Origin of the sequence: Nereida sp. (assembly GCF_965655635.1) — a bacterium.
Taxonomy (GTDB): domain Bacteria; phylum Pseudomonadota; class Alphaproteobacteria; order Rhodobacterales; family Rhodobacteraceae; genus Nereida.
In genome coordinates this window covers 28,188-54,022 of record NZ_CBFHHE010000004.1, presented here as the reverse complement: position 1 = coordinate 54,022, position 25,835 = coordinate 28,188, and the positions used below count along the sequence as shown (strand labels likewise).

The 25,835-nt window shown below is 53.9% G+C and carries 22 protein-coding genes, 1 tRNA gene and 1 pseudogene; 13 read left to right on the top strand and 11 right to left on the bottom strand.

Going from position 1 to position 25,835, the window contains the following annotated elements; translation table 11 throughout:
* From soxC to ACTF5M_RS02230, 8 genes are all read left to right on the top strand, one after another.
* Positions 1-1,263, top strand: coding sequence for a sulfite dehydrogenase (soxC, locus tag ACTF5M_RS02265; protein ID WP_438959479.1), 1,263 nt, complete (start codon positions 1-3; stop codon positions 1,261-1,263).
* The gene (locus tag ACTF5M_RS02260) at positions 1,247-2,569 is read left to right on the top strand and encodes a c-type cytochrome (RefSeq protein ID WP_438959478.1); all 1,323 of its coding nucleotides are present in this window, start codon (positions 1,247-1,249) and stop codon (positions 2,567-2,569) included. Before soxC ends, ACTF5M_RS02260 begins: the two co-directional genes overlap by 17 nt.
* Positions 2,570-2,571: 2 nt before the next feature.
* Positions 2,572-3,258: a c-type cytochrome gene (locus ACTF5M_RS02255; RefSeq protein WP_438959477.1), complete on the top strand. Its 687-nt coding sequence runs from the start codon at positions 2,572-2,574 to the stop codon at positions 3,256-3,258.
* 23 nt (positions 3,259-3,281) lie between these two features.
* The gene (locus ACTF5M_RS02250) at positions 3,282-4,547 is read left to right on the top strand and encodes an FCSD flavin-binding domain-containing protein (RefSeq protein ID WP_438959476.1); all 1,266 of its coding nucleotides are present in this window, start codon (positions 3,282-3,284) and stop codon (positions 4,545-4,547) included.
* Positions 4,548-4,687: 140 nt separating this feature from the next.
* The gene (locus ACTF5M_RS02245) at positions 4,688-5,281 is read left to right on the top strand and encodes a rhodanese-like domain-containing protein (RefSeq protein ID WP_438959475.1); all 594 of its coding nucleotides are present in this window, start codon (positions 4,688-4,690) and stop codon (positions 5,279-5,281) included.
* A 491-nt stretch (positions 5,282-5,772) separates the two neighbouring features.
* Positions 5,773-6,204: a YeeE/YedE family protein gene (locus ACTF5M_RS02240; protein ID WP_391482894.1), complete on the top strand. Its 432-nt coding sequence runs from the start codon at positions 5,773-5,775 to the stop codon at positions 6,202-6,204.
* Between the two features lie 3 nt (positions 6,205-6,207).
* Positions 6,208-6,639: a DUF6691 family protein gene (locus tag ACTF5M_RS02235; RefSeq protein WP_438959474.1), complete on the top strand. Its 432-nt coding sequence runs from the start codon at positions 6,208-6,210 to the stop codon at positions 6,637-6,639.
* Between the two features lie 98 nt (positions 6,640-6,737).
* Positions 6,738-7,619: an MBL fold metallo-hydrolase gene (locus tag ACTF5M_RS02230; protein ID WP_438959473.1), complete on the top strand. Its 882-nt coding sequence runs from the start codon at positions 6,738-6,740 to the stop codon at positions 7,617-7,619.
* 275 nt (positions 7,620-7,894) lie between these two features.
* Here ACTF5M_RS02230 and ACTF5M_RS02225 read toward each other — a convergent pair whose 3' ends face one another.
* The 8 genes and pseudogenes from ACTF5M_RS02225 to ACTF5M_RS02190 all read right to left on the bottom strand — a co-directional run bounded on the left by ACTF5M_RS02225 (position 7,895) and on the right by ACTF5M_RS02190 (position 18,643).
* Positions 7,895-8,863: an ABC transporter substrate-binding protein gene (locus ACTF5M_RS02225; protein ID WP_438959472.1), complete on the bottom strand. Its 969-nt coding sequence runs from the start codon at positions 8,861-8,863 to the stop codon at positions 7,895-7,897.
* 190 nt (positions 8,864-9,053) lie between these two features.
* Entirely contained in the window at positions 9,054-9,329 is a 276-nt protein-coding gene (locus tag ACTF5M_RS02220; protein ID WP_438959471.1) for a hypothetical protein, read from the bottom strand.
* Between the two features lie 591 nt (positions 9,330-9,920).
* Positions 9,921-10,820, bottom strand: a pseudogene (gene gmd / locus ACTF5M_RS02215) (GDP-mannose 4,6-dehydratase); the annotation flags it as partial.
* A 228-nt stretch (positions 10,821-11,048) separates the two neighbouring features.
* A complete protein-coding gene (locus ACTF5M_RS02210; protein WP_438959470.1) occupies positions 11,049-12,548 on the bottom strand; it encodes a CoA-acylating methylmalonate-semialdehyde dehydrogenase in 1,500 nt (499 codons plus the stop codon).
* Between the two features lie 168 nt (positions 12,549-12,716).
* Positions 12,717-14,603, bottom strand: coding sequence for an acyl-CoA synthetase (locus ACTF5M_RS02205; RefSeq protein WP_438959469.1), 1,887 nt, complete (start codon positions 14,601-14,603; stop codon positions 12,717-12,719).
* A gap of 119 nt (positions 14,604-14,722) precedes the next feature.
* Positions 14,723-16,522, bottom strand: a complete 1,800-nt coding sequence (locus ACTF5M_RS02200) for an ABC transporter transmembrane domain-containing protein (protein ID WP_438959468.1) — start codon at positions 16,520-16,522, stop codon at positions 14,723-14,725.
* Positions 16,523-16,632: 110 nt separating this feature from the next.
* Positions 16,633-16,706 (bottom strand) — tRNA-Gly (locus ACTF5M_RS02195).
* A 359-nt stretch (positions 16,707-17,065) separates the two neighbouring features.
* Entirely contained in the window at positions 17,066-18,643 is a 1,578-nt protein-coding gene (locus ACTF5M_RS02190; RefSeq protein ID WP_438959467.1) for a bifunctional metallophosphatase/5'-nucleotidase, read from the bottom strand.
* Positions 18,644-18,786: 143 nt separating this feature from the next.
* Between ACTF5M_RS02190 and ACTF5M_RS02185 the strand changes: the two genes are divergently transcribed.
* Both ACTF5M_RS02185 and ACTF5M_RS02180 read left to right on the top strand, forming a co-directional pair.
* A complete protein-coding gene (locus ACTF5M_RS02185) occupies positions 18,787-19,125 on the top strand; it encodes a DUF952 domain-containing protein (protein ID WP_438959466.1) in 339 nt (112 codons plus the stop codon).
* Positions 19,122-20,174 (top strand): quinone-dependent dihydroorotate dehydrogenase, encoded by a 1,053-nt coding sequence (locus tag ACTF5M_RS02180; protein ID WP_438959465.1) that lies wholly within the window; start codon positions 19,122-19,124, stop codon positions 20,172-20,174. Before ACTF5M_RS02185 ends, ACTF5M_RS02180 begins: the two co-directional genes overlap by 4 nt.
* Here the strand turns inward: ACTF5M_RS02180 and ACTF5M_RS02175 are convergent, their stop codons facing one another.
* Genes ACTF5M_RS02175 through ACTF5M_RS02165 form a run of 3 tightly spaced genes read right to left on the bottom strand, consistent with a single transcriptional unit; the run spans position 20,175 to position 22,524 of the window.
* Positions 20,175-21,533: an MATE family efflux transporter gene (locus ACTF5M_RS02175; protein WP_438959464.1), complete on the bottom strand. Its 1,359-nt coding sequence runs from the start codon at positions 21,531-21,533 to the stop codon at positions 20,175-20,177.
* On the bottom strand, positions 21,530-22,087 hold the full coding sequence (locus ACTF5M_RS02170) for a PaaI family thioesterase (protein WP_438959463.1): 558 nt from the start codon (positions 22,085-22,087) through the stop codon (positions 21,530-21,532). Before ACTF5M_RS02170 ends, ACTF5M_RS02175 begins: the two co-directional genes overlap by 4 nt.
* Positions 22,084-22,524 carry a PaaI family thioesterase gene (locus tag ACTF5M_RS02165; RefSeq protein WP_438959462.1) on the bottom strand — a complete coding sequence of 147 codons (441 nt, stop codon included), beginning with the start codon at positions 22,522-22,524 and terminating at the stop codon, positions 22,084-22,086. The genes ACTF5M_RS02170 and ACTF5M_RS02165 overlap by 4 nt, the downstream gene beginning before the upstream one ends.
* Positions 22,525-22,753: 229 nt before the next feature.
* On the opposite strand from ACTF5M_RS02165, the gene ACTF5M_RS02160 reads away from it, so the two are divergent.
* The 3 genes from ACTF5M_RS02160 (at position 22,754) to ACTF5M_RS02150 (ending at position 25,551) form a co-directional block, all read left to right on the top strand.
* A complete protein-coding gene (locus ACTF5M_RS02160) occupies positions 22,754-23,095 on the top strand; it encodes a MerR family DNA-binding protein (RefSeq protein ID WP_438959529.1) in 342 nt (113 codons plus the stop codon).
* Between the two features lie 266 nt (positions 23,096-23,361).
* Positions 23,362-23,745 carry a MerR family transcriptional regulator gene (locus ACTF5M_RS02155; RefSeq protein ID WP_438959528.1) on the top strand — a complete coding sequence of 128 codons (384 nt, stop codon included), beginning with the start codon at positions 23,362-23,364 and terminating at the stop codon, positions 23,743-23,745.
* Between the two features lie 27 nt (positions 23,746-23,772).
* Complete coding sequence (locus ACTF5M_RS02150) at positions 23,773-25,551, top strand: acyl-CoA dehydrogenase C-terminal domain-containing protein (RefSeq protein ID WP_438959461.1); 1,779 nt, start codon at positions 23,773-23,775, stop codon at positions 25,549-25,551.
* The last annotated feature ends 284 nt before the right edge of the window (positions 25,552-25,835 follow it).

Genomic DNA, 25,835 nt, shown 5'->3' with positions numbered 1-25,835 from the left:
ATGGATGAGATGTCTAAAACCTCCCGTCGCGCCTTCTTGCGAGGAAGTGCTGCAGTAGCAGCAGGCACAGCTGCTGGTACTGTTAGTGCCCAAACACCTGATCCAGCCATTACCGAGCTGCAGGACTGGGCCTCATATCTGGGCGCGGGGGTAGATGAGACACCTTACGGCCTTCCGATTAGCTTCGAGTCCGACGTTATTCGTCGCAATGTTGAATGGCTGACAGCCTCACCTATTTCGTCTATCAATTTCACCCCAATTCATGCGCTTGAAGGCACAATCACACCCCAAGGGTGTGCGTTTGAACGCCATCACTCAGGCGCGATTGAACTTCACAAAGATGACTACCGCTTGATGATCAATGGTCTTGTGGATCGGCCTTTGGTGTTTACCTATGAAGATCTTGAGCGGTTGCCACGCGAAAACCATGTGTATTTCTGTGAATGTGCTGCCAACACGGGTATGGAGTGGGCCGGTGCGCAGCTGAACGGCGTACAATTTACACATGGGATGATCCACAACATGGAATACACCGGTGTTCCTTTGCGGACGCTTCTAAAAGAAGCGGGAGCTGACATCTCTTTGGATAAATGGGTTTATGTTGAAGGCGCCGATGCATCATCGAACGGACGCTCCATACCTATGGAAAAAGCGCTGGATGACGTTTTGGTAGCTTTCAAAGCAAACGGTGAAGCCTTGCGGATGGAGCACGGATATCCAGTGCGTTTGGTAGTACCTGGTTGGGAGGGTAACCTTTGGGTTAAGTGGTTGCGCCGTATTGAAATCACTGATCGCGCAGTTGAGAGCCGCGAAGAAACATCAAAATATACCGACGTTTACGAGGATGGCGTAGCACGCAAGTGGACGTGGGTCATGGACGCAAAGTCTGTCATTACATCTCCGAGCCCGCAAATGCCCGTTACACATGGTGCAGGGCCGATGGTTATTTCCGGTCTGGCTTGGTCAGGTCACGGTCAGATCACGCGCGTAGACGTGTCCAAAGATGGCGGTATTACTTGGGAAACTGCGCGGCTTGGCAAGCAGGGTGACACAAAAGCGCTGACGCGGTTCTACTTAGATACAGAGTGGGACGGTACGCCGATGCTTTTGCAAGCACGAGCTATGGATGACACCGGCTACGTTCAACCAACTAAAGAACAACTGAGAGAACAACGTGGCGAGAACGCTGTGTATCACAACAACTGTATCCAAACTTGGTACGTAGACGTAGAAGGGAAAGCCGAGAATGTCGAAGTTTCTTAATATCTTCCTGCCGGCAGCCAGTGGCACAGCATTAGCACTTGGGCTCGCATTTGGACTAGCGGGGCGTGATTACAACAAGAGCACTATCGAGTCCCTCGAAATTCAGCTTGATCAAGCCAACGCTCGGACATCAGCGGCACAGAATGCAAGCGATGCACAGAATGAAGTTGTCCAAGCTCTTCAAGATCGTTTGACAACTGTCGAAACTAATCTGGCAGCAGCTGCCTCCCAGGTTGGCTCCGTTGCAGAGCCTGCACCGCTCAAAGCCGACACATATCAAATTGGTCGTTTAGCGCTGTCCGAGGAAATCGCAGCATGGGACGTGGATGTCCTACCAGATGGACGCGGGTTACCCGTGGGATCTGGCGATGTGTTCACAGGTGAAGAGGTCTTTGCGGATCAATGTGCCGCCTGTCACGGTGACTTCGCTGAAGGTGTTGACAATTGGCCGGTGCTGGCGGGAGGTTTTGACACGCTGGCAGATGAGGACCCAATCAAAACAGTAGGCTCCTACTGGCCTCATCTTTCTACTGTGTGGGACTACATCAATCGCTCAATGCCGTTCGGTGCAGCAGGGACTCTGACTGCGGATGAAACGTACGCGATCGTTGCTTATATTCTTTATTCCAATGACATGGTTGATGACGATTTTGTGCTATCACAAGAAAATTTTGCTGACTTCGAAATGCACAACGAAGACGGTTTTGTTTTGGATGACCGCGCTGAAACTGAGTACGCGGCTTGGCGCACTGAACCATGCATGAAAAACTGTAAAGAAGAAGTCGAAGTCACGATGCGGTCTGTCTTCTTGGTTGAGACACCGCCAGAAGGTGGTTCCAATTCGGTCATGAACAATGCCACGATTGATGGTCTGCCGTCATTCACGGCCACTGGCCCAGCATTTATCCCTGCAGCCACTGTTGCGCCAAAAGCACCTGCCGCCACAAAGGCGATTGTTGAAGAGGTGTCCGCAGAGGATCAGGAAGCACAGTTGATTGATGATGGCAAAAAAGTATTTAAGAAATGCCGAGCATGCCATGGGGTTGGAGAGGGAGCAAAGAATGGTTCTGGCCCGCATTTGAACGGCATTGTTGGTCGGACCATGGGGTCGGTCGACGGCTTCAAATATTCAAAGGTGTTTACAGCAGCGCTTGAGGATGGTTTGGTTTGGGATGATGAAGCCTTGGCCGGTTTTTTGGAAAAACCAAAATCGTATATGAAGGGTACGAAGATGGCTTTTCCCGGCCTGAAGAAAGCATCTGACCAGCAGGCAGTTATCGAATACTTGCGAACATTTGGCGAATAATCATGCTTTTGGATCTTTCTAGAATAGGATTATGTGTTGGGCTGACGGTCTCTACATTTTCCGCTCACGCGGAAAGTGTAGGGGACCCTGATGCGGGCAAAAAAGTCTATAGGAAATGCGCCAGCTGCCACATGGTGGGTGATGATGCGCGTAATCGCGTCGGCCCCAACCTCAACAATATCATTGGCGCACCTGCTGCAAATATTGATGGTGTGAAATACTCTAAGGCTTTGAAAAATGCCGCTGCTGACGGTCTGGTTTGGGATGAAGCGGCTCTTAATGCTTTCCTAGAGGCTCCGAAAAAATACCTGCCAGGAACACGGATGAGTTTTAGGGGCTTAACAAAACCTGAGGAGCGCGCAGATGTGATAGCGTACCTCACAACATATTCTGATAGCTCGATCGCTACCGAAGCCGGTTTTTCTGTATCACAAGAAATATTGGCTATGGATGGTGACGTCGCTTATGGTGAGTACCTCGGGTCCGAGTGTACCACATGTCATTTATCCAGTGGTGCCAATGATGGCATCCCCGGCATTACAGGCTGGGACGAGGCAGATTTCGTTACAGCAATGCACGCTTACAAAGAAAAGTATCGCGATAATTCCGTGATGCAAATGGTCACTGGTCGTTTGGCCAATGATGAGATCGCTGCGCTTGCAGCGTATTTCAAAAGCCTCGGAAACTGAGGCAATAAAGGGAGGAATAAGAAATGACTATAAACAGAAGAAAGTTTTTGGGTGCCACAGCGGCGGCGTCTGCTGCTTTATCGGCTCCTATGGCGTTGGCTGCAGGAAACGGCAAGCCGCGCGTCGTTGTAATTGGTGGTGGTGCAGGCGGTGCGACTGCGGCTCGTTATATCGCTAAAGATAGTAAAGGCGAAATTGATGTAACACTCATTGAGCCCACCCGTACCTACTACACCTGCTTCTTCTCAAACCTGTACCTCGGTGGTTTTAAGGAGATGGATGAACTCGGTCACAGCTACGGTGGTTTGGCTGCCGCTGGCGTGAATGTTATTCACGATTGGGCCATTGGTGTTGACCGCGATAGTAAGCAAGTAACGTTGGCCGGTGGAGCAACGCTTACATACGACAAATTGGTGTTAAGCCCCGGTATCGATTTTGTTGATAACGCAGTAGCCGGATGGGATGTGACGGCACAAAACGCGATGCCTCATGCTTATAAGGGAGGCTCTCAAACCGAGCTTTTGAAAGCTCAGTTGGCTGCGATGCCTGAGGGTGGTGTATTCGCGATGGTAGCTCCACCAAACCCATATCGCTGCCCTCCAGGCCCATATGAGCGGGTCTCGATGGTTGCGCATTACCTCAAAGCAAATAACCCAACTGCAAAAATTATTGTTGCAGACCCTAAGCCGAAATTCTCAAAAATGGCTCTATTCCAAGAGGGTTGGGCAAATAATTATGGCGGTATGATCGATTGGGTCGGTGAAGAATTTGGCGGCGGTAACGTCGAAGTTGATCCGAATGGTATGACGCTCAGCATTGATGGAGAGGTTGTCAATGTTGACGTGTGCAACGTCATCCCAGCCATGAAGGCCGGTAAAATTGCTGAAATTGCAGGCGTTACTCAAGGCAATTGGGCGCCGGTGAATGCTGCTGACATGTCAAGCAAAGCAGATGCAGACGTATATGTTCTTGGCGACGCTTCACAGCAAGGCGATATGCCAAAGTCAGGGTTCTCTGCAAATAGCCAAGCCAAGGTATGTGCAAACGCAATTCGTGGAGCGCTGACGGGTTCACGTGTGTTCCCTGCCAAGTTCTCTAACACATGCTGGTCGCTGATCGACACTGACAACGGTGTTAAAGTTGGCGCAACATATGAAGCCACCGATGAAAAGATCGCCAAAGTTGATGGCTTCATCTCATCTACCGGTGAGAGTTCTGAAGTACGTAAGGCAACCTACCTCGAATCTGAAGGTTGGTACTCTGGTATTACTGCGGACATGTTCGGGTAATAGATTTTAAAAACACTCTCGGGCGCAATCTGCCGTCCGAGAGTTTTCTGGCCCGTGTGTTGAGCCAAGCTGTGCCGGTCTTTCGCGTAAGTTTATTTCCGATTTATATTATAAAACCAGTAGTTAAGGTGGCTAACTTCATGCGTTTAAAAGAACTAATTGTTTGTTGTGTGATGATGGCGGGCTCGGCGCAAGCTGGCGACGTCGGCATTGCCAAAGACCTATTGAGCGTAACAGTTCAGACCGCTAATGGCATAGTTGATATCAAGCGCAACCAGGATCCGAATGCACGGTTGCAAGAACCTTGGACACAAACGTCACGGCCATGTCCAAACTTTTGCATCCAACCAATGATACCTGCTCCTGGTGTTGCGCCAGTTGGCGAATTGGAAGTTCTTGAGTTTTTACAACGAGAAGATGCTGTATTGGTCGATGGGCGAATACGCACTGACTACGATAAATCTACGATACCGGGCGCAATCTCTATCCCGTATACACAAGCTGCGGACAGATTGGATGAGCTTGGGTGCGAGATTGATTTCGATGGATGGATCTGCAGTGATGCGGCTCCGATTGTTGTTCTATTTTGTAACGGTCCGTGGTGCGGCCAATCACCCACTGCTGCTCGGCGTATGATTGCTGCGGGATATCCAGCCGAAAAAATTCGGTACTATCGTGGCGGCATGCAAAGCTGGAACATATTGGGTCTGACGGTTCGCCCTGGAAGTGGCTAAACTCATTATTTAGTAGGCGTCATCAATTTGAGCTTCGCTAGCGGATCGACAGGTACGGCACACTGATCTGACAACGCAAAATCAAAGTTGCAAACCTGTTCAAACGTTTACGGTTTGGGGCTAGGCTATCTAGAGCCAGTCTGTTCAGAAGTGGCATAACCTTACCGTACAACCAAGGTGATACCCATTTGGCTCAATCGCTGGGATTAGTCTGCTGATTGAGTGTTTAGCCGCGCAGAGTACATTCAGAGCCTCTGAGAAAATGTCTGCGAGGACGCGCAGGCTGATCCTATCTACTGAAAATGAAACACTGTTCCAGCATGTTTTCAGCTTCTTATTCCTTAAGTGACAATGTCACTGAAGGCGCAGCTGTTGGGGTGTATTCTTCGGCTATGTTATCGTCCCGAGGAGGCATTCATGATCATTAATTCAAGCAGCACGGCGCGACGTTTTACGACGGCGGCTGGCATCAAGACAGGATGGACATAATCATGGAAACAGCTTTCACTCCTTTTGCCTCCCTTGGCGGTGGCCTCGCGATTGGTCTTGGCGCCGTTATGTTGATGCTTGGCCTTGGCCGCATTCTGGGGGCCACCGGTATCATGTCCGGTCTGGTTTTTGCACAAAACCGTGCAGAGGCATCGTGGCGCGCTGCCATGATCCTTGGCATGATCGCTGCACCCGGTGTGATCTTTTTGGTCAGTGGCACAATGCCCGCTGTCGATGTGCCAGTAAGCCCCACCATGATTGTGATCGGCGGCATCATCGTGGGGTTTGGCGCAAGCTTAGGATCTGGGTGCACATCGGGTCACGGGGTCTGCGGATTGTCGCGCTTTTCCATTCGGTCGCTTGTTGCAGTGCCTACCTTTATGGCCACCGCCGGCATCACCGTCTTTATCATTCGTCACATATTTGGAGCCTGATCCATGAAACTGATTTTTGCTGGCCTCACAGGTCTTGTCTTTGGTATCGGGATCGCTCTGTCGGGTATGATGAACCCAGCCAAAGTGCTGAACTTCTTTGACATTGCAGGCACATGGGACCCCAGCCTCGCCTTTGTGATGGGTGGTGCACTGGTTGTCACAGGGATTGGGTACCGCGCTGTGTGGCGCCGCGCGCATCCCTTGTTTGGCGGTACGTTCCAAGTACCAAACGCAACCAATATTGATCCCAACCTTGTCGGTGGCTCTGCGTTATTTGGCATCGGCTGGGGCATTGCCGGGTTTTGCCCCGGAGCAGCTATTCCCGCCCTTGGAACGGGGCGTTGGGAAGTGGTTCTGTTTATAGCTGCGGTGGTTGTTGGACTTGCCCTGCGACGCCTGATGACACGGATGACGACGGCGGCTGTGCCTCAATAAAACACTGCGCTCACATTGGTGGCATACTGCCCGCCCACACACTGAGGATGACGCAAAGCTGCGGCCACCACCTGCACCTGAGACCAAGGAGATTGACAATGACGTACCCCGTAAACATGGACATCACCCCTGACGTTCAGGCCTTTTTTGATGATGCAACAAACACGATCAGCTACATCGTCAAAGACCCCACATCTGATGCCTGCGCGATCATCGACAGCGTTATGGACATCGACTACGCAGCCGGTCGCATCACCTTTGATCACGCCGATGAGCTGATCCGCCAGATTGAGGCGCGCAGGCTGAAGCTGGAATGGATCATCGAGACCCATGTCCACGCGGATCACCTAAGCGCGGCCCCCTATATTCAACAAAGACTGGGCGGCAAAATTGGGGTTGGTCACAAGATCACGGTTGTGCAGGAAGTGTTTGGCAAGGTCTTCAACGAGGGGACCGAGTTCCAACGGGACGGCAGTCAGTTTGACGCGCTGTTTGAGGACGGCGACACCTATATGATCGGCAATATGCAGGGCTTTGCCATGTATACGCCCGGCCATACGCCCGCTTGTATGGTGCACGTCATGGGCAACGCGGCCTTTACGGGCGACACCCTGTTTATGCCCGACGGTGGGTCAGCGCGCTGTGATTTCCCGGGCGGCTCTGCTGAGGAGCTTTACGACAGCATCATGAAGGTTCTGGCCCTGCCGGACGACATGCGTTTGTTCATGTGCCACGACTACGGCCCCAACGGGCGCGACATTCAGTGGGAAACGACAGTGGCCGATGAGAAGGCCAACAACATCCACGTGGGCGGCGACAAAACACGTGAGGACTTTATCAAGTTCCGTACGGAACGCGACGCACAGCTCGCTATGCCGAAGCTGATCATCCCGTCACTCCAAGTAAACATGCGCGCAGGCGAGGTCCCAACCGACAAAGACGGCAACCCAATGCTCAAAGTCCCCGTCAACGGACTCTAACTGGAAAACGATAGCGCCCAATAACTGAGAGCCTAGATCATGACGGCTAAGGACTTTGATGCGAATTGTGCCACATTTGGCCCGCGGTCAGCATGGTGTGATTATGCAAGCCCAAATAACGCACCTCAGCAGCAGGTTTTCCAGCGCACAAAGAATAGTAATCAGAACTCTAGGATCTATCGAGTTCGATCAAAACGACTATGCGCAGAAGTGTGCCCCAAACAGAAAACGCCCACTCAAGAGAGCGGGCGTTTCTATATTTTATCCAGACAGCCTTACTGAAGCAGTGCGGACAGCTTTTCTTTTGCTTCTGCGTTCAGCCAGTTACCCCAGACGTCTTTGTTGTTCGTCAGGAAGTAAACTGCAGCCTCATCATAACTTGCATTGTTATCTTGCTGCCAAGCCAGAAGTTCGCCCATCTGGGCGTTTGTAAAGCTTACGTTACTCATCAACTCAACTATCTCTGGCTCGCGGTCGGCGAACATTCCGGATACCGCCGTCGTAACTTTTGATTTCGGGTACGCCGATAGTCGAGGTGCGGCACAGTTAACATCGCTATTACATGCATGCGCTTCTGGATCATGCTCTCCTACATCAACACGTACCATTGGGTATTTGCCAAGCACAGATGTTGGTGCCCAGTAGTAACCAAACCATGGCGCTTTGTCAGAATACGCAGAAGCAATCGCAGTGGCGAGTGTCTCACCTGAACCATGCTGGAAGCGCTCGATACCGTTAGCTTCCAAATTAGCGGCTTTGACGTTGTTATTATTGATGATTTCACATGCCCAACCCGATGGACAATCGTGGAAACGTCCACCAACAAGATCAGGATTTGCTACCACGCCTTCAATTGTCAGCAACTCAGGGTGCGCATCTGCAAGGTACTGTGGGATCCACCAACCCTCAACGCCACCGTCTGACAGAACATCAGCGACAACAATAAGCTTACCAGAAGCGATCAGTTCCTCATAAACCGGAAGATTGTTGACCCAAGTCTCGGTCACGATGTCCGGCTCACCTGTTTCAGCAACAGATGTCAGCGCAGGTACTGTTGAGGACGGAACAACAGTCACGTTGCAGCCGTAACCCTGCTCCATCAGGAACTTTGATACAGATGTCACAACCGCCGAAGACGCCCAATCCATCTCGGTAATGGATACATCGCCGCAGTCCGCCATCGCTGTGGTCCCCATAAGGCCCATCGAAGTCGCGGCAACAACGCCAAGTAATGTCTTTTTCATTTCAGTCTCCCGTTTGAACTTCAGCACGTTCGCTTCGGTGAAAGGCTTATTCACGCGCACTGTTGCACATAACCTCCCCCAACAGACACCGAGCCACAAGAGCTTTTGTCCAAAAACGTCAGAAATGTCGCTTTTGTGCAATGATCTATCCTCGGCATACGATCAGAACATGCCGCGCCTGCACAATGGCCTACTCCGCAGCAACCAAATCTGAACACTTTCGCTGCGCCAGCCTTGCTTGCGTTTCTCTCACAATGCGCAAAAATCTTGGGTGGATAAAATCTGCCTCGTAGCCCGCAAGCGCACACACTTCGGAGAACTCTCTGGAGGGATAAGTGCCGATCCAACGCGATGCGGAGATGAAATGCGAGTAGCCGTCAACGCCGCGGTTTACGTCGCGGATGTCTTGCAGCACACGCATTAAAACGGCCTGCCACAGAAGTTGGTTTCCGCTGGTATCAATCATCGGCGCACCCCAGTTTGCAACGCAACCCGATGAAAACCCCACCATTTAATGCACTATCAGTCCTGCCAATATTACCCATTTTTTCAGACCATTATCCCACCCTCGTAAATTGCTAGCACAGCGAAATTTGGCTTATAATACGAGCGGGCGGAAATGGAACTGAAACCGAAAAATACCTGTAGTCCATTGTTTTTAATTCATTAAACATGAGAGATCACAGCGAGTTGACTTTAGGTTGCCGCAAAGTATTACCTTGACACTAATTTGGTAAATCTATGGCGAATAGTTTGTTACCCCTACCGCTGGAACGGCGCTAAATTAACAATGTATGAGCCGACGCATGAGCAAAGACATCCCGGGCATCGCTGACTTCGATTTTGAGGCTCAAAATGCCAAGCCCGATAAGCTGATCCAAGCGAGGATGCCTGAAATTGAAGCCGCCGCCCAAGAACATGTACCAGATGATCGCTTCATCGCATTTTTGATCGCAGCACTTCGCCTTGGCGCGCGATCGAAAAGCTTGCGCAGCTTAAACGTCATGCAAGTGGTTCAAGACGCAGGCTATTCGCGATCAACAGTCTTCCGGCTGTTCACGCTCAGACCTGGGGCGCTATCACCCTCAATGGCATCCACTATCGCGATTTCATCAACGTCAGAACTACTAAACGCCAACGTAATCCCCAACTCCTGCGCTGCCCATATAATGACCTCACGAACGGAATATTGCTTGCCAGTCGCGATCACAAAGTCCTCTGCCGCGTCCTGCTGCAACATCATCCATTGCATCCGCACATAGTCCAGCGCATGCCCCCAATCGCGAAGGCTGTCGATGTTGCCCATATAAAGACATTCTTCCAACCCTTGTGCGATATTAGCCAGCCCACGAGTAATTTTACGGGTCACGAAAGTCTCACCCCGACGCGGACTTTCGTGGTTAAAAAGTATCCCGTTACAGGCATACATCCCATACGCCTCGCGGTAATTCACAGTCATCCAATAGCTATAAAGCTTGGCCACAGCATACGGAGAGCGTGGGTAAAAAGGCGTCGTCTCGCGCTGAGGGGTCTCTTGAACAAGGCCGTACAACTCGGACGTGGACGCTTGGTAGAAGCGGGTCTTTTGCTCAAGGCCCAAAAGCCGAATTGCCTCAAGCATCCGCAACGTCCCAAGCGCGTCCACATCGGCCGTGTACTCAGGCGCCTCAAAACTTACCGCGACATGGGACTGCGCACCCAGATTATAAACCTCATCAGGCTCTACTTCGCGCATGATCCGTGTCAAATTCGAACTGTCAGTCAGGTCGCCGTAGTGAAGTTTTAACTGCGCATTTGGCACATGTGGGTCTTGGTAGATGTGGTCAATGCGATCAGTATTGAAAAACGAAGACCGCCGCTTGATCCCGTGCACCTCATACCCTTTAGCTAACAAAAAATCGGCCAAATAAGACCCGTCTTGCCCCTCAATGCCGGTGATCAGCGCTTTTTCATTCATTATACCAACACTCGTTACCGACACTATTCAATACGGTCGCAAAAAAACGCCCAAAAACAATCATAGGCTGTCTTACTGAGAGTTATCAATATTACGCGATGTTAAGAATACCGCTATTGAAGACCAGACGTCTCTGAACCGAACTAACTCCCTCATAAAAAAGCCCCACAATCATGCAGGGCTTTTTCAAGTTAGTGTCGGTCAGCTCGTCGACTAAACCAAAGCCGCTTATTCCATAACAGGAATAGAAAACTCGCCACCCTCTTTGATGCCTGACGGCCAGCGTGAGGTGACTGTTTTGGTGCGGGTGTAGAATTTAAACGCATCTGGTCCGTGCTGGTTCAAATCGCCAAAGACAGATTTCTTCCAGCCGCCAAATGTGTGGTAGGCTAGCGGCACTGGAATTGGTACGTTGATCCCCACCATGCCCACGTTCACGCGGTTGGCAAAGTCACGCGCGGCATCGCCGTCACGGGTGAAGATCGCTGTGCCGTTGCCGTATTCATGGTCCATCGCAAGGCCAAGGGCTTCCTCGTAGGACTGCGCGCGCACCGTTGACAGGACTGGCCCGAAAATCTCGTGCTTATAAATATCCATGTCTCTTGTGACGTCATCAAACAGGTGCGGACCCACGAAAAATCCGTCTTCGTAACCTTGCAAGTTAAAGTTACGTCCATCCACAACCAGCTTTGCACCTTGGTCGATGCCGGTTTGTACGAGACGCTCAATGTTGGCTTTTGCGGCGGCTGTCACGACGGGGCCGTAATCCACATCAGTGCCCGCAGTGTACGGCCCGACTTTCAACGCCTCAATGCGTGGCACCAGCTTTTCGATCAACCGGTCAGCCGTCTCATCGCCTACGGGCACGGCCACAGAAATGGCCATGCAACGCTCGCCAGCAGCACCGTAGCCCGCACCAACTAAAGCATCTGCAGCTTGGTCCATATCCGCGTCAGGCATGATGATCATGTGGTTTTTCGCCCCACCAAAACACTGGACGCGTTTGCCGTTCGCACATCCCGTCGCATAGATATATTCCGCAATCGGTGTAGAGCCCACGAAGCCAACGGACTGAATGGTGTCATTGTGCAGGATTGCATCGACGGACACTTTATCGCCGTTCACAACCTGCAAAATACCTTTAGGCAAACCGGCCTCTTCCATCAACTCCGCAAGCATAAGTGGCACAGATGGGTCACGCTCGGACGGCTTGAGGATAAACGCGTTACCGCAGGCAATCGCGGGCGCAAACATCCACATCGGGATCATCGCAGGAAAGTTAAACGGCGTAATGCCCGCCGTCACCCCAAGCGCTTGGCGCATAGAATACATATCAATGCCGGGGCCCGCGCTGTCGGTGTATTCGCCCTTCAAAAGATGCGGCGCACCAATGCAATACTCAACCACCTCAAGACCGCGCTGTACGTCCCCTTTGGCATCTGGAACGGTTTTGCCGTGCTCGCGGCTCAGGGCCTCTGCAAGCTTTTGCATATCGCGGTTAAGCAGATCAACAAACTTCATCAACACCCGTGCGCGGCGCTGCGGGTTTACGGCTGCCCACGCAGGCTGTGCCTGTGCTGCAACCTCAACGGCATGGGCCATTTCGGCCTCAGAGGCCAAAGGCACCTGCGCCTGAACTTCGCCTGTAGCGGGGTTGAACACATCCGCAAAACGGCCCGAGGTTCCTTTGACGTGGGCACCATTAATGTAATGAGTTAGCTCTTGCATATGTTGGCTCCTGAAGAGGCGGTGTTTATCACCGCGCGTTAACAAAAAGCACCCGCAAGACGATGTATCACCGCCCTCCCTGCGCGTACCTTAAGGGGTCACCGCAATGTATGGCGCGGCGCGCGGGCGCATTGCAAGCCCGATCACGCCGCTATGGTGTGAAGCGCTTTAGTCAGCCCACTGCCAAGGCCGTGTGAAGCTGCCCAATACGTCAGTGACTTGCGCGTCACTCACGCCTTCAACGGGGGTCAGCATAGCCAGCAAACCCTGCTTCTTGTTGTCTTGAACTTCGGCCACGCGCACCGCCAAACCAGCATCCGAAAGCGCCTTGTCGTAAATACGCGTGATCGCAGATTTTCGCAGATCAGGTTTAAAGACTTTGCCAACCGCGGTCTTGGGAAGCTCGTCCAAAATCTCAATATACTTGAGGAAAGCCGCCCGTTCATGGATGTTGGCCTTGGCGTATTCCATCAACTCATCGACGCTAACGGACGCACCTTGCACAAGTTCCACATAGGCACATGGCAACTCGCCTGAGTGCGCATCTGGTTGACCAATCGCACCCACCATCGCAACCGCATCGTGACCCGCAAGTGCCTCTTCGATTTCAGCAGGGTCAATGTTGTGACCACCGCGAATGATCAAATCTTTCGCCCGTCCGGTAATCCAAAGATAGCCGTCTTCATCAATTCGACCCAGATCGCCCGTGCGCAAATATGTGTCAAAATGATAGAGGTTTTGGTTCTTCTCGGCCTCTGTATAGGTATTGCCCGCATAGACACCGTGGTTATCAACACAAACCTCACCGATCTCATCAACGCCCATTTCTTTGGGACCATCAGCGGTGTCCATCAGGATTTTCACATCCGTGTACGGCAAGGGCAATCCAACTGAACCAACCTTCTTAAGGCCACCAACCGGATTACAGCTGACCAGACATGTGGCCTCGGTAAGACCGTAGCCTTCAACGACGTTCACACCGGTCGCGCCTTCAAACTTTTTAAACAGCTCCAAAGGCAGCGGGCTTGAGCCTGAAAACGCCGTTTTGATCGATGAAATATCCGCATCTACCGGACGCTGCATCAGCGCAGAAATTGCCGTCGGAACAGTAATGACAAACGTGATCTGCCAGCGCTCGATCAGCTTCCAGAAGTTATCAAACACCCCGTCACCGCGGTAACCTTGTGGCGTCGGGAACACCACATGCGCGCCGGAACTGATCATCGCCATCATGATCACATGGACCGCAAAAACGTGGAACATCGGTAGCGGACAGATCACATTATCTTCTTCCGTAAACAGCAGCGTGTCACCGATCCAGCCGTTGTAAATCATCCCCGAATAGCGGTGCTGCGCCACTTTTGGCATGCCCGTGGTACCGCCCGTGTGGAAGTAAGCCGCCACGCGGTCACCTTCACTGTCAGCAAAATCAAGCGTCGTGTTCTGTGCACCCACCGCAGTATCCCATTGGTGCACTTTGGCGTTGTGGCTGACAGGGTTTTTGGGACGGATCAGCGGGATGATCATCTTCTTGACGCCGGTCACATACCGCAGCAGATCAACCTCAATCACATGCTTAACATTCGGCGCAAGTGCCACCGCTTCGGCAGTTTTTTGTGCCACGTCAGTTTTTGGAAACGCCTTCAGCGTGACAACAACTTTGGCTTTTGTCTCGCGCAGAATGGCCCCGATTTGTGTGGCGTCCAAAAGCGGGTTCACAGGGTTCACGATGCCCGCGATCATACCGCCAATGACTGTCGCCGCCGTCTCATTACAGTTGGGCAACACAAATGCCACTGTGTCTTTTTCACCAACACCAAGACTGCGGAACAAGTTAGCAGCCTGAACACTGCGCACGAAAAACTCATCCCAAGTCAGCGTCTCAGCTGCATCTTTCGGACCAGAGAAAATCTGATACGAAATCGCAGGGCGCGACCCGAAACGGTCTTTAACATCCTTCATAAACGCATACATCGTCGCTGGCCTGTCGCGGTCCTCATAGGGCATCGCGTTATTGATCGCAGTGATGTCATCTTTCGATGCGAAAATGGACATAGTGGTCTCCTCCCAAAGAGAACGCGCCGCACCAAAGCCCACGCGTTTTAGCATCGTGTGGCCAAACGCAAATCACAGCAAGTGTGACGCCACGAAAAACTACAGCAACTTTCGAAAATTTACGCGATTTCTGCAGTAAACTGCAATCGTGCAAGCCGCGCATAAAGTCCGTCTTGCGCAACCAGTTCATCATGGGTGCCGGTAGCTACGATCTTGCCTTGATCAAAAACCACGATCCGGTCCGCCTGTTTGATGGTCGCCAAACGGTGCGCCACGATCAACGTTGTGCGGTCCGCCGACAGGGTTTGCACCGCCTGCTGCACCGCGCGCTCAGACGCCGCATCAAGCGCGGAAGTGGCCTCATCAAGCAACAAAACAGGGGCATCGCGCAAAATTGCACGGGCAATCGCAATGCGCTGTTTTTGCCCGCCAGACAGCATCACACCGCGCTCACCCACATAGGTGTCATACCCTTCGGGCAGCGCGCTTAAGAACTCATCGGCGGCGGCGGCTTTGGCAGCCGCAACAACCTCGGCGTCCGTGGCAGCGGGCATGCCGAAGCGAATATTATCTGCCGCAGAGGCTGCAAAGATGACCGGCTCTTGGGGAACCAAAGCGATTGCACGACGAAATGCCGCACGCTCCATATCGCGCAGGTCGACACCGTTCAGCATAATGCACCCCGCTTGGGGGTCGTAAAAACGCTGCAGCAGCTGAATGATTGTCGACTTACCCGCACCGGACGGGCCAACAAGTGCTACCGTTTCACCAGGCTTCACGCTGAACGAAATACCGTCAAGCGCGGCCGCATTGGGCCGCGCGGGATAGCGGAAAGTGACATCCTCAAAGCTGACTGTGCCGTGCTTTGCATCGGGCAACGCAACAGGCAACGCGGGATCCAGCACGGTATCTTCGGCATGTAATAACTCAACCAGTCTTTCGGTCGCGCCCGCCGCGCGTTGCAACTCGGACCAGATCTCGGACAAGGCAGCAACAGCCCCCGCAACCATGACCGCGTAGATGACGAACTGCACCAATTCACCCGCGGTCATCGCACCGGCGCTTACGTCATTCGCCCCGATCCACAGCACGCCAACAATGCCCGTAAAGACAAGAAAGATTACAATCACGGTCATCAGTGCGCGGGTCAGCACCCGCTTTTTCGCAGCGACAAAACTCTTTTCCGTCACATCCGCAAATTGCGCCCGTGTGTGCCCTTCGGACGTAAAAGCCTGAACGGTTTGAACGGCCAAAAGTGTCTCGGACGCAGTGCCTGAGGACGCCGCGATCCAGTCTTGGTTCTCGCGGCTGAGCACGCGCAAACGGCGGCCCAACACAATGATCGGCACAATTACAGCGGGCACGATCAACAGCACCAGTGACGTAAGTTTGGCCGAGGTCAACAACATCAACACCATCCCGCCCAGCAAAATCAACGCGTTACGTGCCGCGATCGATATGGACGAACCGATGACCGACTGGATCAACGTAGTGTCGGTCGTGATCCGGCTGAGCACCTCACCGGTCATGATCTTTTCAAAAAATGCAGGCGACAGACCGATAACTCGGTCAAATACGGCCATGCGGATATCTGTCACGACCCGCTCGCCGAGACGGGTGACAAGATAAAACCGCAGCCCCGTGCCCAACGCCAAAAGTCCCGCCACGACCAATGCCGCCAAGAAATACTGATCAAGGATTTCCGCGTCACCAGTGTTGAAGTTATCCACCACCCGGCGCACCGCCAGCGGCAACACCAAACTGATCACCGCCGTCGAGATCAGCGCAAAAACCGCCGCCACCAAAAGCGCCGTGTAAGGTTTTATGAAGGGTACCAAACCCCGAAGGGCCCCAAAGTCCTTCGACTTGGCGCGTTCTTCGTCAGTTGTGATGGGCGGGGTAGTTTTGGAACGCGCCATGGGGCCTCGATTATCAGTGCGAGATCGCTATAGCCCTCCCCCCGCATAGGAGCAAGCCAAGCAACAGCCGTGCCCTGCGACACACAGTCCGAAATCTAAGAGGGGTAGATTGGAGCGGGTGACGGGAATCGAACCCGTATCATCAGCTTGGAAGGCTGAGGTCTTACCATTACACAACACCCGCGCTGCTGTCCGAATAAGTTAGTGCGCGACCATCGTCAAGCGGTTGTAGGTGATGTGTTCATACAGACCCGATACCCGCTAATCACCACACCTGCACGCGTCCAATCGATTGAATGTGCAAATATTTCACAATTCGTCCGCTAGATTCATCGTATTTTTACTTGGTCGCAACTAGATACTAAAAATGGACTGACTTCCTACATAGTTTATTAACTAATTAGTGCCGGTCACGTTCATAACGGGGGCATACGAACGCCGTGTGTCCCCCACCTAATTACCCCAACAAATCACCATCAAATTCAAACAAAAACGGCGCGCAGGGAGCCCTACGCGCCGTGATTAGACATTGATGCAACAGGCCTACTTTACCGCAATACGGCCATCTGTGTATGGCGCATAAGGACCTGATTTTGCGAGGTATTCCGCAACAACATCGGCAAGGTCCGGCCCAAAGTCGTAGGCATTTTTATCGTCGCCTGCGAACATTTTGTAGCCGTCACCACCGTTGCGGACATAGTTATTCGTCACAACTGAATATGTTGCCGCTGGATCAATCGCCACAAAACCAGATGCGGTCTGCACCATCACATCTTGGATGCGACCCTCGTTTGGTGCCACCGTGGGATCAAGTGTGAACTTCAAGCCCGCAACCTGTGGAAAGCGGCCTTTTACTTCTTCAAGCTGGCTCACACCGTTTTCAAGTGCCGCAATGACACCCGCGCCATCAATCTGGAACGTCGATAATGTGTTTTGGAACGGCAGCACAGTGAAAACTTCGCCCATTGTCACTTCGCCTGCGTCGATGCTGGCCCGCAAACCGCCAGAGTTCGCAATCGCGATTGTCACACCTTGGTCTGCAACGCGCTCAAGCATGGCGTCCGCCACCAAGTTACCCATGGCGCATTCCATCACGCGACACACTGCTCGGTCGCCTTCAATCGGGGCTGCAGCACTGGCCACAACTTTCTGGCGGATCTCATCAAGGGGTGCGGCCAACTCGGCAATGCGTGCCACAGTGCCCGCGTCTTCACCCACTTCAGACGATGTGATGATCGGCTCGCCCACCGCTTGGGTGATCACGCCCGCATCGTCGAAAGTCACGTTCAATTCGCCTAAAAACTTGCCGTATGCATAGGCCTGCACAATGGCTGTGTCGCCAACCATCACGGGATAAACGTCGACCGCGCGCTCTTGGGTGTTTGACAGCAACGTGTTTGAGTGACCGCCCACGATCACATCAACACCCGTCACATTTGCAGCAACGCGCTTGTCCACATCAAAGCCAGAGTGTGACAGCACAACAATCTTGTTGATGCCTTGCGCGCTTAGACGGTCCACTTCGCCCTGCACGGCGGTGACAGGGTCACTGAAGCTGATGTTCGGACCTGGTGAGGCGAGCTCATCTGTGTCTTCTGGGGTCAGACCGATAATGCCAATCTTCTCACCGTCGCGCTCGATCACTGTAGATTTCAGCAATTTATCCGCCAAAGCAGGCTCTGCCGAAAAGTCCGCATTTGACATCAAGACCGGGAAATCCACCGCATCCATGAAACCGCGCAACACTTCTGGGCCGTCGTCAAACTCGTGGTTACCCACGGTCATCCCGTCATAGCCCATTTTGTTCATCATCTCGGCGGCAACTTTGCCTTTATAATACGTATAAAAGAGTGACCCCTGAAACTGATCGCCGCCATCCACAAGAATAAAGTTGTTGCTGCGCGCACGTGCGTCTTCAACAGCTGTTACCAAACGGGCAGAGCCGCCAAAACACTTGCCTTCGGTGTTATCTTCCGCCGAGCACGGACCATCATATTTACTGATCGGCTCAAAGCGGGCGTGAAAGTCGTTTGTGTGCAAAATGGTCAGTGAATAGTCAGCGGCAGCAGCCCCAGCACTCACTGCCAAAGCAGCGACAGAAGTAAGCAGACGATTAATCATGTGGAATCCCCTTTGTCAGATAGCGCAAGCGTGGCGCACCCTTTGAATTGTGTCCAGTAGACATCGCCTACCATGGCCACTTCATGGGCCAATAACGTAACAGATGCTTGACGGCTGCACATTTCGCCGGCACTTGAAGCCCCATGTTGATCTATAAAATCATGCGGTCAGATGAATGGGCCGCCCTCCAAGACGCGGGCCAGACCCAAGGCGCGCCGATTGATGTCGCCGATGGCTATGTCCACTTCTCAACAGCAGCACAGGCAGGCGAAACCGCGTCCAAATGGTTTGCAGCTGTCGAAGACCTGTGGCTACTGGCCTATGACACCGACAACTTGGGCGACGCGCTGAAGTGGGAACCCTCACGCGGCGGTGATTTTTTCCCCCACCTTTACCGCGACCTTCGTCTGGACGAGGCAAAATGGGCCGTGCCCCTGCCATGGGATGGCGCGCAACATCGTTTTCCGGCGGATATGACATGAGCATAATCGAAACCATTGGCATGCGCGTTCTGCGCAGCTTTGATCCTGAAACCGCCCACGGATTGTCGCTGAAAGCGCTCAACGCAGGCCTCGCCCCAACGCCCGGCCCTGTCACGAACGCGCGGCTGGCAACTCAAATTGCGGGCATCAACATTGCCAACCCCATCGGCCTTGCCGCGGGCTTTGACAAAAACGCACAAGCCATTGGCAAGCTTCAGCAGGCGGGTTTCGGCTTTTTGGAAGTGGGTGCCGCGACGCCCCGCCCCCAGCCGGGCAACCCCAAACCCCGCCTTTTCCGGCTGGCCGAAGATGCTGCGGTGATCAACCGTTTTGGCTTTAACAATGACGGTATGGACGCCATCGCAACCCGTCTGGCGGCGCGCAAAACCACAACAGATGGCGCGATCCCCGTGGGCTTAAACCTTGGCGCCAACAAAAACAGCACAGACCGCGCAGCAGATTTCGCTACCGTGATGGAGCGGGTCCGCGACGTGGTTGATTTTGCCACCGTGAACGTTTCAAGCCCTAACACCGAAAAGCTGCGTGACCTGCAAGGCAAAGCGGCCCTCGCCGAATTGCTGGCGGGCGTAATGGCGGTGCGCGGCACAACGCCCGTGTTCCTCAAAATCGCGCCGGATCTCAGCGATGCAGACATTGCGGATGTGGCAGAAGTCGCAAACGACGCGGGCCTTGATGCGATCATCGCCACCAACACTACCCTGCGCCGCGACGGGTTAAATTCTGCACACGCACATGAAGCTGGCGGGCTGTCGGGCCAACCACTCTTCGAGATGTCCACGCGGGTTCTGGCGCGGCTCTTTGGTCTGACGGATATCCCGCTTATTGGTGTGGGCGGCGTGGCCACACCAGCACAGGCCTATGCCAAAATCAAAGCGGGCGCCTCTGCGGTGCAGCTTTATTCCGGTTTGGTTTACGGCGGCCTTTCGTTGGTCCGTGATCTCGCAAACGGGGTGGATACGCTTTTGCGCCAAGACGGGTTCGACAACGTCAAAGACGCTGTTGGCACAGACCGCGACCGCTGGCTTTGATCAGCGCGCCGCGGCCCGCTCAAGGGCCGGATACCGCAGACCCAACGTAATGCCGCGCGCCACAAAACTCAGCAGTAAACACAGCCACAGGCCGTGATTTCCAAGGATCGGCAACAGCACCACCGCACCGGCAAAATAAATCAGCGCCGAGACCAGCATCATGTTGCGCATATCGCGGCTGCGGGTGGCCCCAATGAAAATGCCATCCAGCATCCATGACGCGGTGCCAAGCAGGGGTGCGGCAACCATATATGGCAGATACTCTCGCGCCGCTGCGCGCACATCGGGCGCCGTGGTCATCACATCAATCACAGCCCCACCAGCCAGCGCAAAAGCCAGCGCCAACACCGCGCAAATGCCCAAACCCCATCCACTTGTCAAAATAGCCCCACGCCGCAACCGAGCCGGATCGCGTGCGCCCATCGCGCGGCCCACGATCGCCTCGGCGGCAAACGCAAACCCGTCCATGGCGTAGGCCGTCACGTATAAAAACTGCAAAAGGATCTGGTTTGCGGCCAAATCCACATTGCCCATCCCCGATCCGAAAAACAGAAAAGATACGAAAATCGCCTGTAACAACACGGACCGGATCATAATGTCTGTGTTGACGGACATCATATTGACCAAACGCGCTTTATCAAAAACCCGCGCCACACTGCGCCAATAGGGACCCCAAAACACCCCGCGGCACAGCCACAGCCCAAAAGCCAAACCGGACCACTCGGCAAGCACTGTAGCCCACGCCACGCCGCTTACACCCCAGCCAAGTTTCAGCCCCAACAGCACGCTTAACCCCATGTTAGCAAGGTTTACCAACAGCTGAATGGCAAACACGCCCATGGTGTTTTCGCGCCCCACCAACCAACCGGTAATGCCGTAAAGCGCAATGGCCGCAGGCGCGGACCAGACACGGATGCTCATGTATTCGCGGGCCAGCCCCTCAACCTGCGGACTGGCAGGCGAAATCATGAACGCCCCTGCAAAAAAGGCCACTTGGGCAGCAATGATCACAATGCCAGCCCCAATCCCGATCAACATCGCCCGCGAGAGTAACGCCGCCATCTCGCCTTCGTCGCGTGCACCGGCGGCCTGTGCCGTCAGACCCGCTGTGCCCATGCGCAAGAACCCGAAAACCCAATAAATCGCACTTAGAATTATCGCACCGATCCCCACAGCCCCGATAGGCACAGGATCGCCAATTTGCCCCACAACGCCCGTATCAACAGCGCCCAAAATCGGCACCGTAGCGTTAGACAGCACAATCGGAAGCGCGATGTGCAGCACACGTTTATGGGTCAAAGGACCAGCGGCTGCATCCTCGGGGGGCTGCGCTTTGGGATCAGGCGCTTGGGCACTCACCCGCGATCACGTGCGGCTGCATCTGCGCCATCATTTCGCTCTGGCATCACGAAGTGGCCTGTCCCTTGGGCGAAAAGCTTGCTGCGATTGTCTTGCCACGCCTCAACATGCACAGAGGCAAACCGCCGCCCCGATCGGTTGATCCGCGCCCGTGCATACGCATCGCGGGGCAAGCCCGACCGCAGGTAATCTACAGTAAAATCTATCGTCTTGGGCAAGCGCGGCAGGCTCTCAGGTGTCATCGCCTCAACGTCCAGCGCACCGCTTTCCACGTCGCTCCAGACACGCGCCCAGCCCAGTTCAATAATCGCCGCTGTTTCCAGAAAAGCCGCCGTTGCCCCGCCGTGTATCGCGGGCAAAAGCGGATTGCCGATCAACTTGGGATCATAGCGCAGCGTTGCCGTCAGCTCATCTCCGCGTCGGTCAAATTCAATGCCCAAAAACTGCACATAAGGAATGCCCGACACCAACGCCTGAAGCGCGCGGTCACGACGCTGTTTGACCACCTGAACTGGTTCGGGCGCGGGGCGGGTGTTTTTGTCAGACGCGCTCATTTCGCAAACTCCACCGTAAAGGCACCGGTTGCCGTGGCCACGGGCCGCCCCGTGTCTTCATCCACCGCCGTGGCCCGCACGAACGCGACAGACCGCGTGACGTGATAGCATTCCGCGCGCGCTGTAATGGTCTGACCTGGCGTGGCCGCGCGCATGTAATCGATACGCAAATCAATGGTCGCTGTCCCGATGGGCCCCGCGTCATGGCACAGCACCGCAGCCCCGCCGCACGTATCCATCAACGCCGATACGGCCCCCCCGTGGATCACCCCTGTGGCAGGGTCTCCCACCAGTTTTTTGTCATACGGCATGGTGATTTCAGCCACCCCTCCGGACACGCTTTGTACCTGCATACCCAAGGCAGTCGAATGTGGAATCGCCGCGATAAATTGCGCAGCAATCCGCGCTTGGCGGTCAGCATTTTCAGGGGTGGTCATCTCAGCGGCTCTCCGTCAGTGCGCATCACAAAGCGCGGTGCAGCGGGCACAAAATTATGCAGACCCGCGCATACGCAACATTCACCTGCCAAACACCTTGTGCAAGTCTATTTAGTGATGCGCCACTGGCGAAGCGGTTGCAAGCTGCCCCCGACTTGCCGTAATGTCAGAATAGATTTTCAGGAGTATTTGCCCCGTGAACACGACCGAAGACCTCAACTTCAAAGAGATGTGTACCCGGTTTAACGTCACGCCGCGCACCCTGCGCTATTACGAGTACATTGATCTTCTGACCCCCCGCAAAGAAGGCCGCGCGCGCTTTTACAGCACCCGTGAATGTGCCCGCATGACGCTTATTTTGCGCGGTCGCCGCTTTGGTTTCCCGCTTGAAGATATCCGTCAGTGGCTATTGATCTATGATCACGAGGGCACAGAGACTCAGATGCGCGCATGGGTTGAGCTGGCTGATGTGCAACTGGCCGAACTGGAAGAACAGCAGCGCCAATTGGTTGAAACCACCGAAGAGTTGCGCCGCCTGCGGAATCTTACAGCAGATGAGATTTCGTCCTAAGCGCACCTGAGTAGCCGGTACAAAATCCCAATAAACACAGCGATTTTTGCTAATTTCAGGGCGCTTTAGGCCATGGAAACTGGTTAATTATTCATGTTTGATTCACGAGTTGTTTACCTTGCGAAAAGTGACGCGGCGTTACATTTACGTTAACGTCAACTGTTTGCTAGCACTTGGGCATGACACATGTAGACACCCCCCAAATCACGTCGGCGCACACCTCTGTTGGCGCCACCACGCCGGATGATCTTTTCGTCACGGACCGCATGATGAGCATCCGTGAAATGTGCGAGGCATTTGACGTCACCGCCCGCACGTTGCGCTTTTATGAGGCCAAGGAACTGCTGTTCCCGATCCGCGAAGGCCAACGCCGCCTTTTCACCAAACGTGACCGCGCGCGGCTCAAGCTGATTTTGCGCGGCAAACGCTTTGGGTTCAGCCTAGAGGACATCCGCCAGTTGCTGGATCTGTATGACATGGGCGACCAGCAGCAGACCCAGCTAAAGCGCACCTACCAGATTGCTCAAGACCGCCTAAACGCGATGATCGCCCAGCGCGATGAACTGACCGAGGCAATCGAAGACCTCAAAGAACAACTTGCGTGGGGGGCTGTAATTATCGCCAGCAACGCAAACGAAACACCTAACTAAAAAGTACCGATCAGGGAGAGATCCGTTATGCCCCATTACACCGCCCCCACCAAAGACATGGCGTTTGTGCTGCACGAGACACTGCGCATTTCCGAGCTTAGCACACGCGGCTACGCCGACCTTGATGCAGATTTCACCAGCGCCGTTCTGGAAGAAGCCGGCAAGTTGGCGATGGACGTCACAGCCCCACTGAACCCCATTGGCGATGAGCAAGGCTGCACCCTTGAAAACGGCGTTGTGCGCACCCCTGACGGGTTCAAAGAGGCGTTCGAAACCGTAGCCGAAGGGGGCTGGATGGGCCTTGATATGCCCGAGGAATACGGCGGCCAAGGGATGCCTTACATTGTGCAAACCGCCGTGGGTGAAATGTTCAGCTCTGCCAACATGGCGTTCAACATGTACCAAGGCTTGGCCCACGGGGCGATGTCGGCGATCGTGGCGCACGGCACGGATGCGCAAAAACAAACCTATCTGCCCAACATGATCGCGGGCAAATGGGGCGGGACCATGAACCTGACCGAACCCCACTGCGGCACGGACCTTGGCCTAATGCGCACCAAAGCCGCCCCCCAAGAGGACGGCAGCTATAAAATTAGCGGTCAAAAGATTTGGATCTCAGCCGGTGAGCACGACATGGTCGACAACATCGTGCATCTGGTTCTGGCCAAAATTCCGGGTGAGCCGGATGATATCAAAGGCGTGTCTTTGTTTATTGTGCCAACGTTTCTGGTCAATGAGGATGGCAGCCTGGGCGCGCGCAATGATCTGTCTTGCGGTGGGCTGGAAAAGAAAATGGGCATCCACGGCAATGCCACCTGCGTGATGAACTATGACGGGGCGACCGGCTACCTGATTGGTGAGAAAAACAAAGGCATGCGTGCAATGTTCACCATGATGAACGAAGCGCGCATCGGTGTCGGCCTGCAAGGCTATGCCCAGGGTGTTGTGGCCTATCAAAACGCTGCTGCTTTTGCCCAAGACCGTCTTCAGGGCCGCGATTTCACAGGTGCCAAAGCGCCTGAAAAGCCCGCAGACCCGATCATTGTGCACCCTGATGTGCGCCGCAACTTGATGGAACAAAAAGCCTTTGTTGAGGGCGCGCGCGCGTTCACGTTCTGGGGCGCTACTATGATTGACCAAGCCGTGCGCGAAAATGATGCCGAGGCCGAAGCGATGATCTCGCTGTTGACCCCCATCATCAAAGGGTTCCTGACCGACAAAGGGTTTGAAACCGCCGTTAACGCGCAACAAACGCTTGGCGGCAGCGGTTTCACCCGCGAATGGGGCCTTGAGCAGTTTGTACGCGATGCGCGTATTACCATGATCTATGAGGGCACCAACGGCGTGCAATCCCTTGATCTGGTGGGACGCAAGCTTGGGCTGAATGGTGGTAAAACGGTTATGGCGTTCTTCGAGTTGGTAAAGTCTTTCATCAAAGACAACGCCGAACACGAGGCGCTGAACACCCACTTCCTGATACCCCTGAAAGCCGCATCAAAAGACCTGCAGGCGGCGGGGATGTATTTCATGCAAAACGGGATGAAAAACCCCAATAATGCTCTGTCAGGAAGCTATGACTTCATGCACTTATTCGGTCAGGTCTGCATGGGGCTGGTCTGGGCCAAGATGGGCAAAGCGGCCTATGCGGCTCTGGATGCTGGCGCCTCAGACACAAGTTTTTACGAGGCCAAAATCGCCACTGGTAAATATTACATGGCGCGATGCTTGCCGATCACAGCAACCCACTTGGCACGTATCGAAAGCGGTGCGGACACTGTTATGGCCCTTGAAGCCGAACAGTTCTGAACCACCCCTTGCCGGAGCAGCAGATGTCAGGATTTGAGTATTTCAACCAAAGCGAAGTGGAAGCCCCAATGCGCGCTGCAGCGCACGTTGGGGGCTTCGCTTCGGACGGTCATCGGCTCTCCAGCCTGTACCGCGCCGCAAGCATTAGCACCTCTTGGTTAAGCCCAAATTACAGCCAAGCAGATTATGCTTCGCTTTGGGCCAAATACTCATATCCCGCTGGCATCCCCTGCCCCACCTTCACGATTTGACGCGGCGCAATTTGTCCGCTGACCCCGCCCAAC

Excerpts from the sequence above, each read along its gene's own strand:
- soxC (WP_438959479.1), top strand. The coding sequence starts at position 1 with ATGGATGAGATGTCTAAAACCTCCCGTCGCGCCTTCTTGCGAGGAAGT.
- ACTF5M_RS02260 (WP_438959478.1), top strand. The coding sequence starts at position 1,247 with ATGTCGAAGTTTCTTAATATCTTCCTGCCGGCAGCCAGTGGCACAGCA.
- ACTF5M_RS02255 (WP_438959477.1), top strand. The coding sequence starts at position 2,572 with ATGCTTTTGGATCTTTCTAGAATAGGATTATGTGTTGGGCTGACGGTC.
- ACTF5M_RS02250 (WP_438959476.1), top strand. The coding sequence starts at position 3,282 with ATGACTATAAACAGAAGAAAGTTTTTGGGTGCCACAGCGGCGGCGTCT.
- ACTF5M_RS02245 (WP_438959475.1), top strand. The coding sequence starts at position 4,688 with ATGCGTTTAAAAGAACTAATTGTTTGTTGTGTGATGATGGCGGGCTCG.
- ACTF5M_RS02240 (WP_391482894.1), top strand. The coding sequence starts at position 5,773 with ATGGAAACAGCTTTCACTCCTTTTGCCTCCCTTGGCGGTGGCCTCGCG.
- ACTF5M_RS02235 (WP_438959474.1), top strand. The coding sequence starts at position 6,208 with ATGAAACTGATTTTTGCTGGCCTCACAGGTCTTGTCTTTGGTATCGGG.
- ACTF5M_RS02230 (WP_438959473.1), top strand. The coding sequence starts at position 6,738 with ATGACGTACCCCGTAAACATGGACATCACCCCTGACGTTCAGGCCTTT.
- ACTF5M_RS02225 (WP_438959472.1), bottom strand. The coding sequence starts at position 8,863 with ATGAAAAAGACATTACTTGGCGTTGTTGCCGCGACTTCGATGGGCCTT.
- ACTF5M_RS02220 (WP_438959471.1), bottom strand. The coding sequence starts at position 9,329 with ATGATTGATACCAGCGGAAACCAACTTCTGTGGCAGGCCGTTTTAATG.
- ACTF5M_RS02210 (WP_438959470.1), bottom strand. The coding sequence starts at position 12,548 with ATGCAAGAGCTAACTCATTACATTAATGGTGCCCACGTCAAAGGAACC.
- ACTF5M_RS02205 (WP_438959469.1), bottom strand. The coding sequence starts at position 14,603 with ATGTCCATTTTCGCATCGAAAGATGACATCACTGCGATCAATAACGCG.
- ACTF5M_RS02200 (WP_438959468.1), bottom strand. The coding sequence starts at position 16,522 with ATGGCGCGTTCCAAAACTACCCCGCCCATCACAACTGACGAAGAACGC.
- ACTF5M_RS02190 (WP_438959467.1), bottom strand. The coding sequence starts at position 18,643 with ATGATTAATCGTCTGCTTACTTCTGTCGCTGCTTTGGCAGTGAGTGCT.
- ACTF5M_RS02185 (WP_438959466.1), top strand. The coding sequence starts at position 18,787 with ATGTTGATCTATAAAATCATGCGGTCAGATGAATGGGCCGCCCTCCAA.
- ACTF5M_RS02180 (WP_438959465.1), top strand. The coding sequence starts at position 19,122 with ATGAGCATAATCGAAACCATTGGCATGCGCGTTCTGCGCAGCTTTGAT.
- ACTF5M_RS02170 (WP_438959463.1), bottom strand. The coding sequence starts at position 22,087 with ATGAGCGCGTCTGACAAAAACACCCGCCCCGCGCCCGAACCAGTTCAG.
- ACTF5M_RS02165 (WP_438959462.1), bottom strand. The coding sequence starts at position 22,524 with ATGACCACCCCTGAAAATGCTGACCGCCAAGCGCGGATTGCTGCGCAA.
- ACTF5M_RS02160 (WP_438959529.1), top strand. The coding sequence starts at position 22,754 with ATGTGTACCCGGTTTAACGTCACGCCGCGCACCCTGCGCTATTACGAG.
- ACTF5M_RS02155 (WP_438959528.1), top strand. The coding sequence starts at position 23,362 with ATGATGAGCATCCGTGAAATGTGCGAGGCATTTGACGTCACCGCCCGC.
- ACTF5M_RS02150 (WP_438959461.1), top strand. The coding sequence starts at position 23,773 with ATGCCCCATTACACCGCCCCCACCAAAGACATGGCGTTTGTGCTGCAC.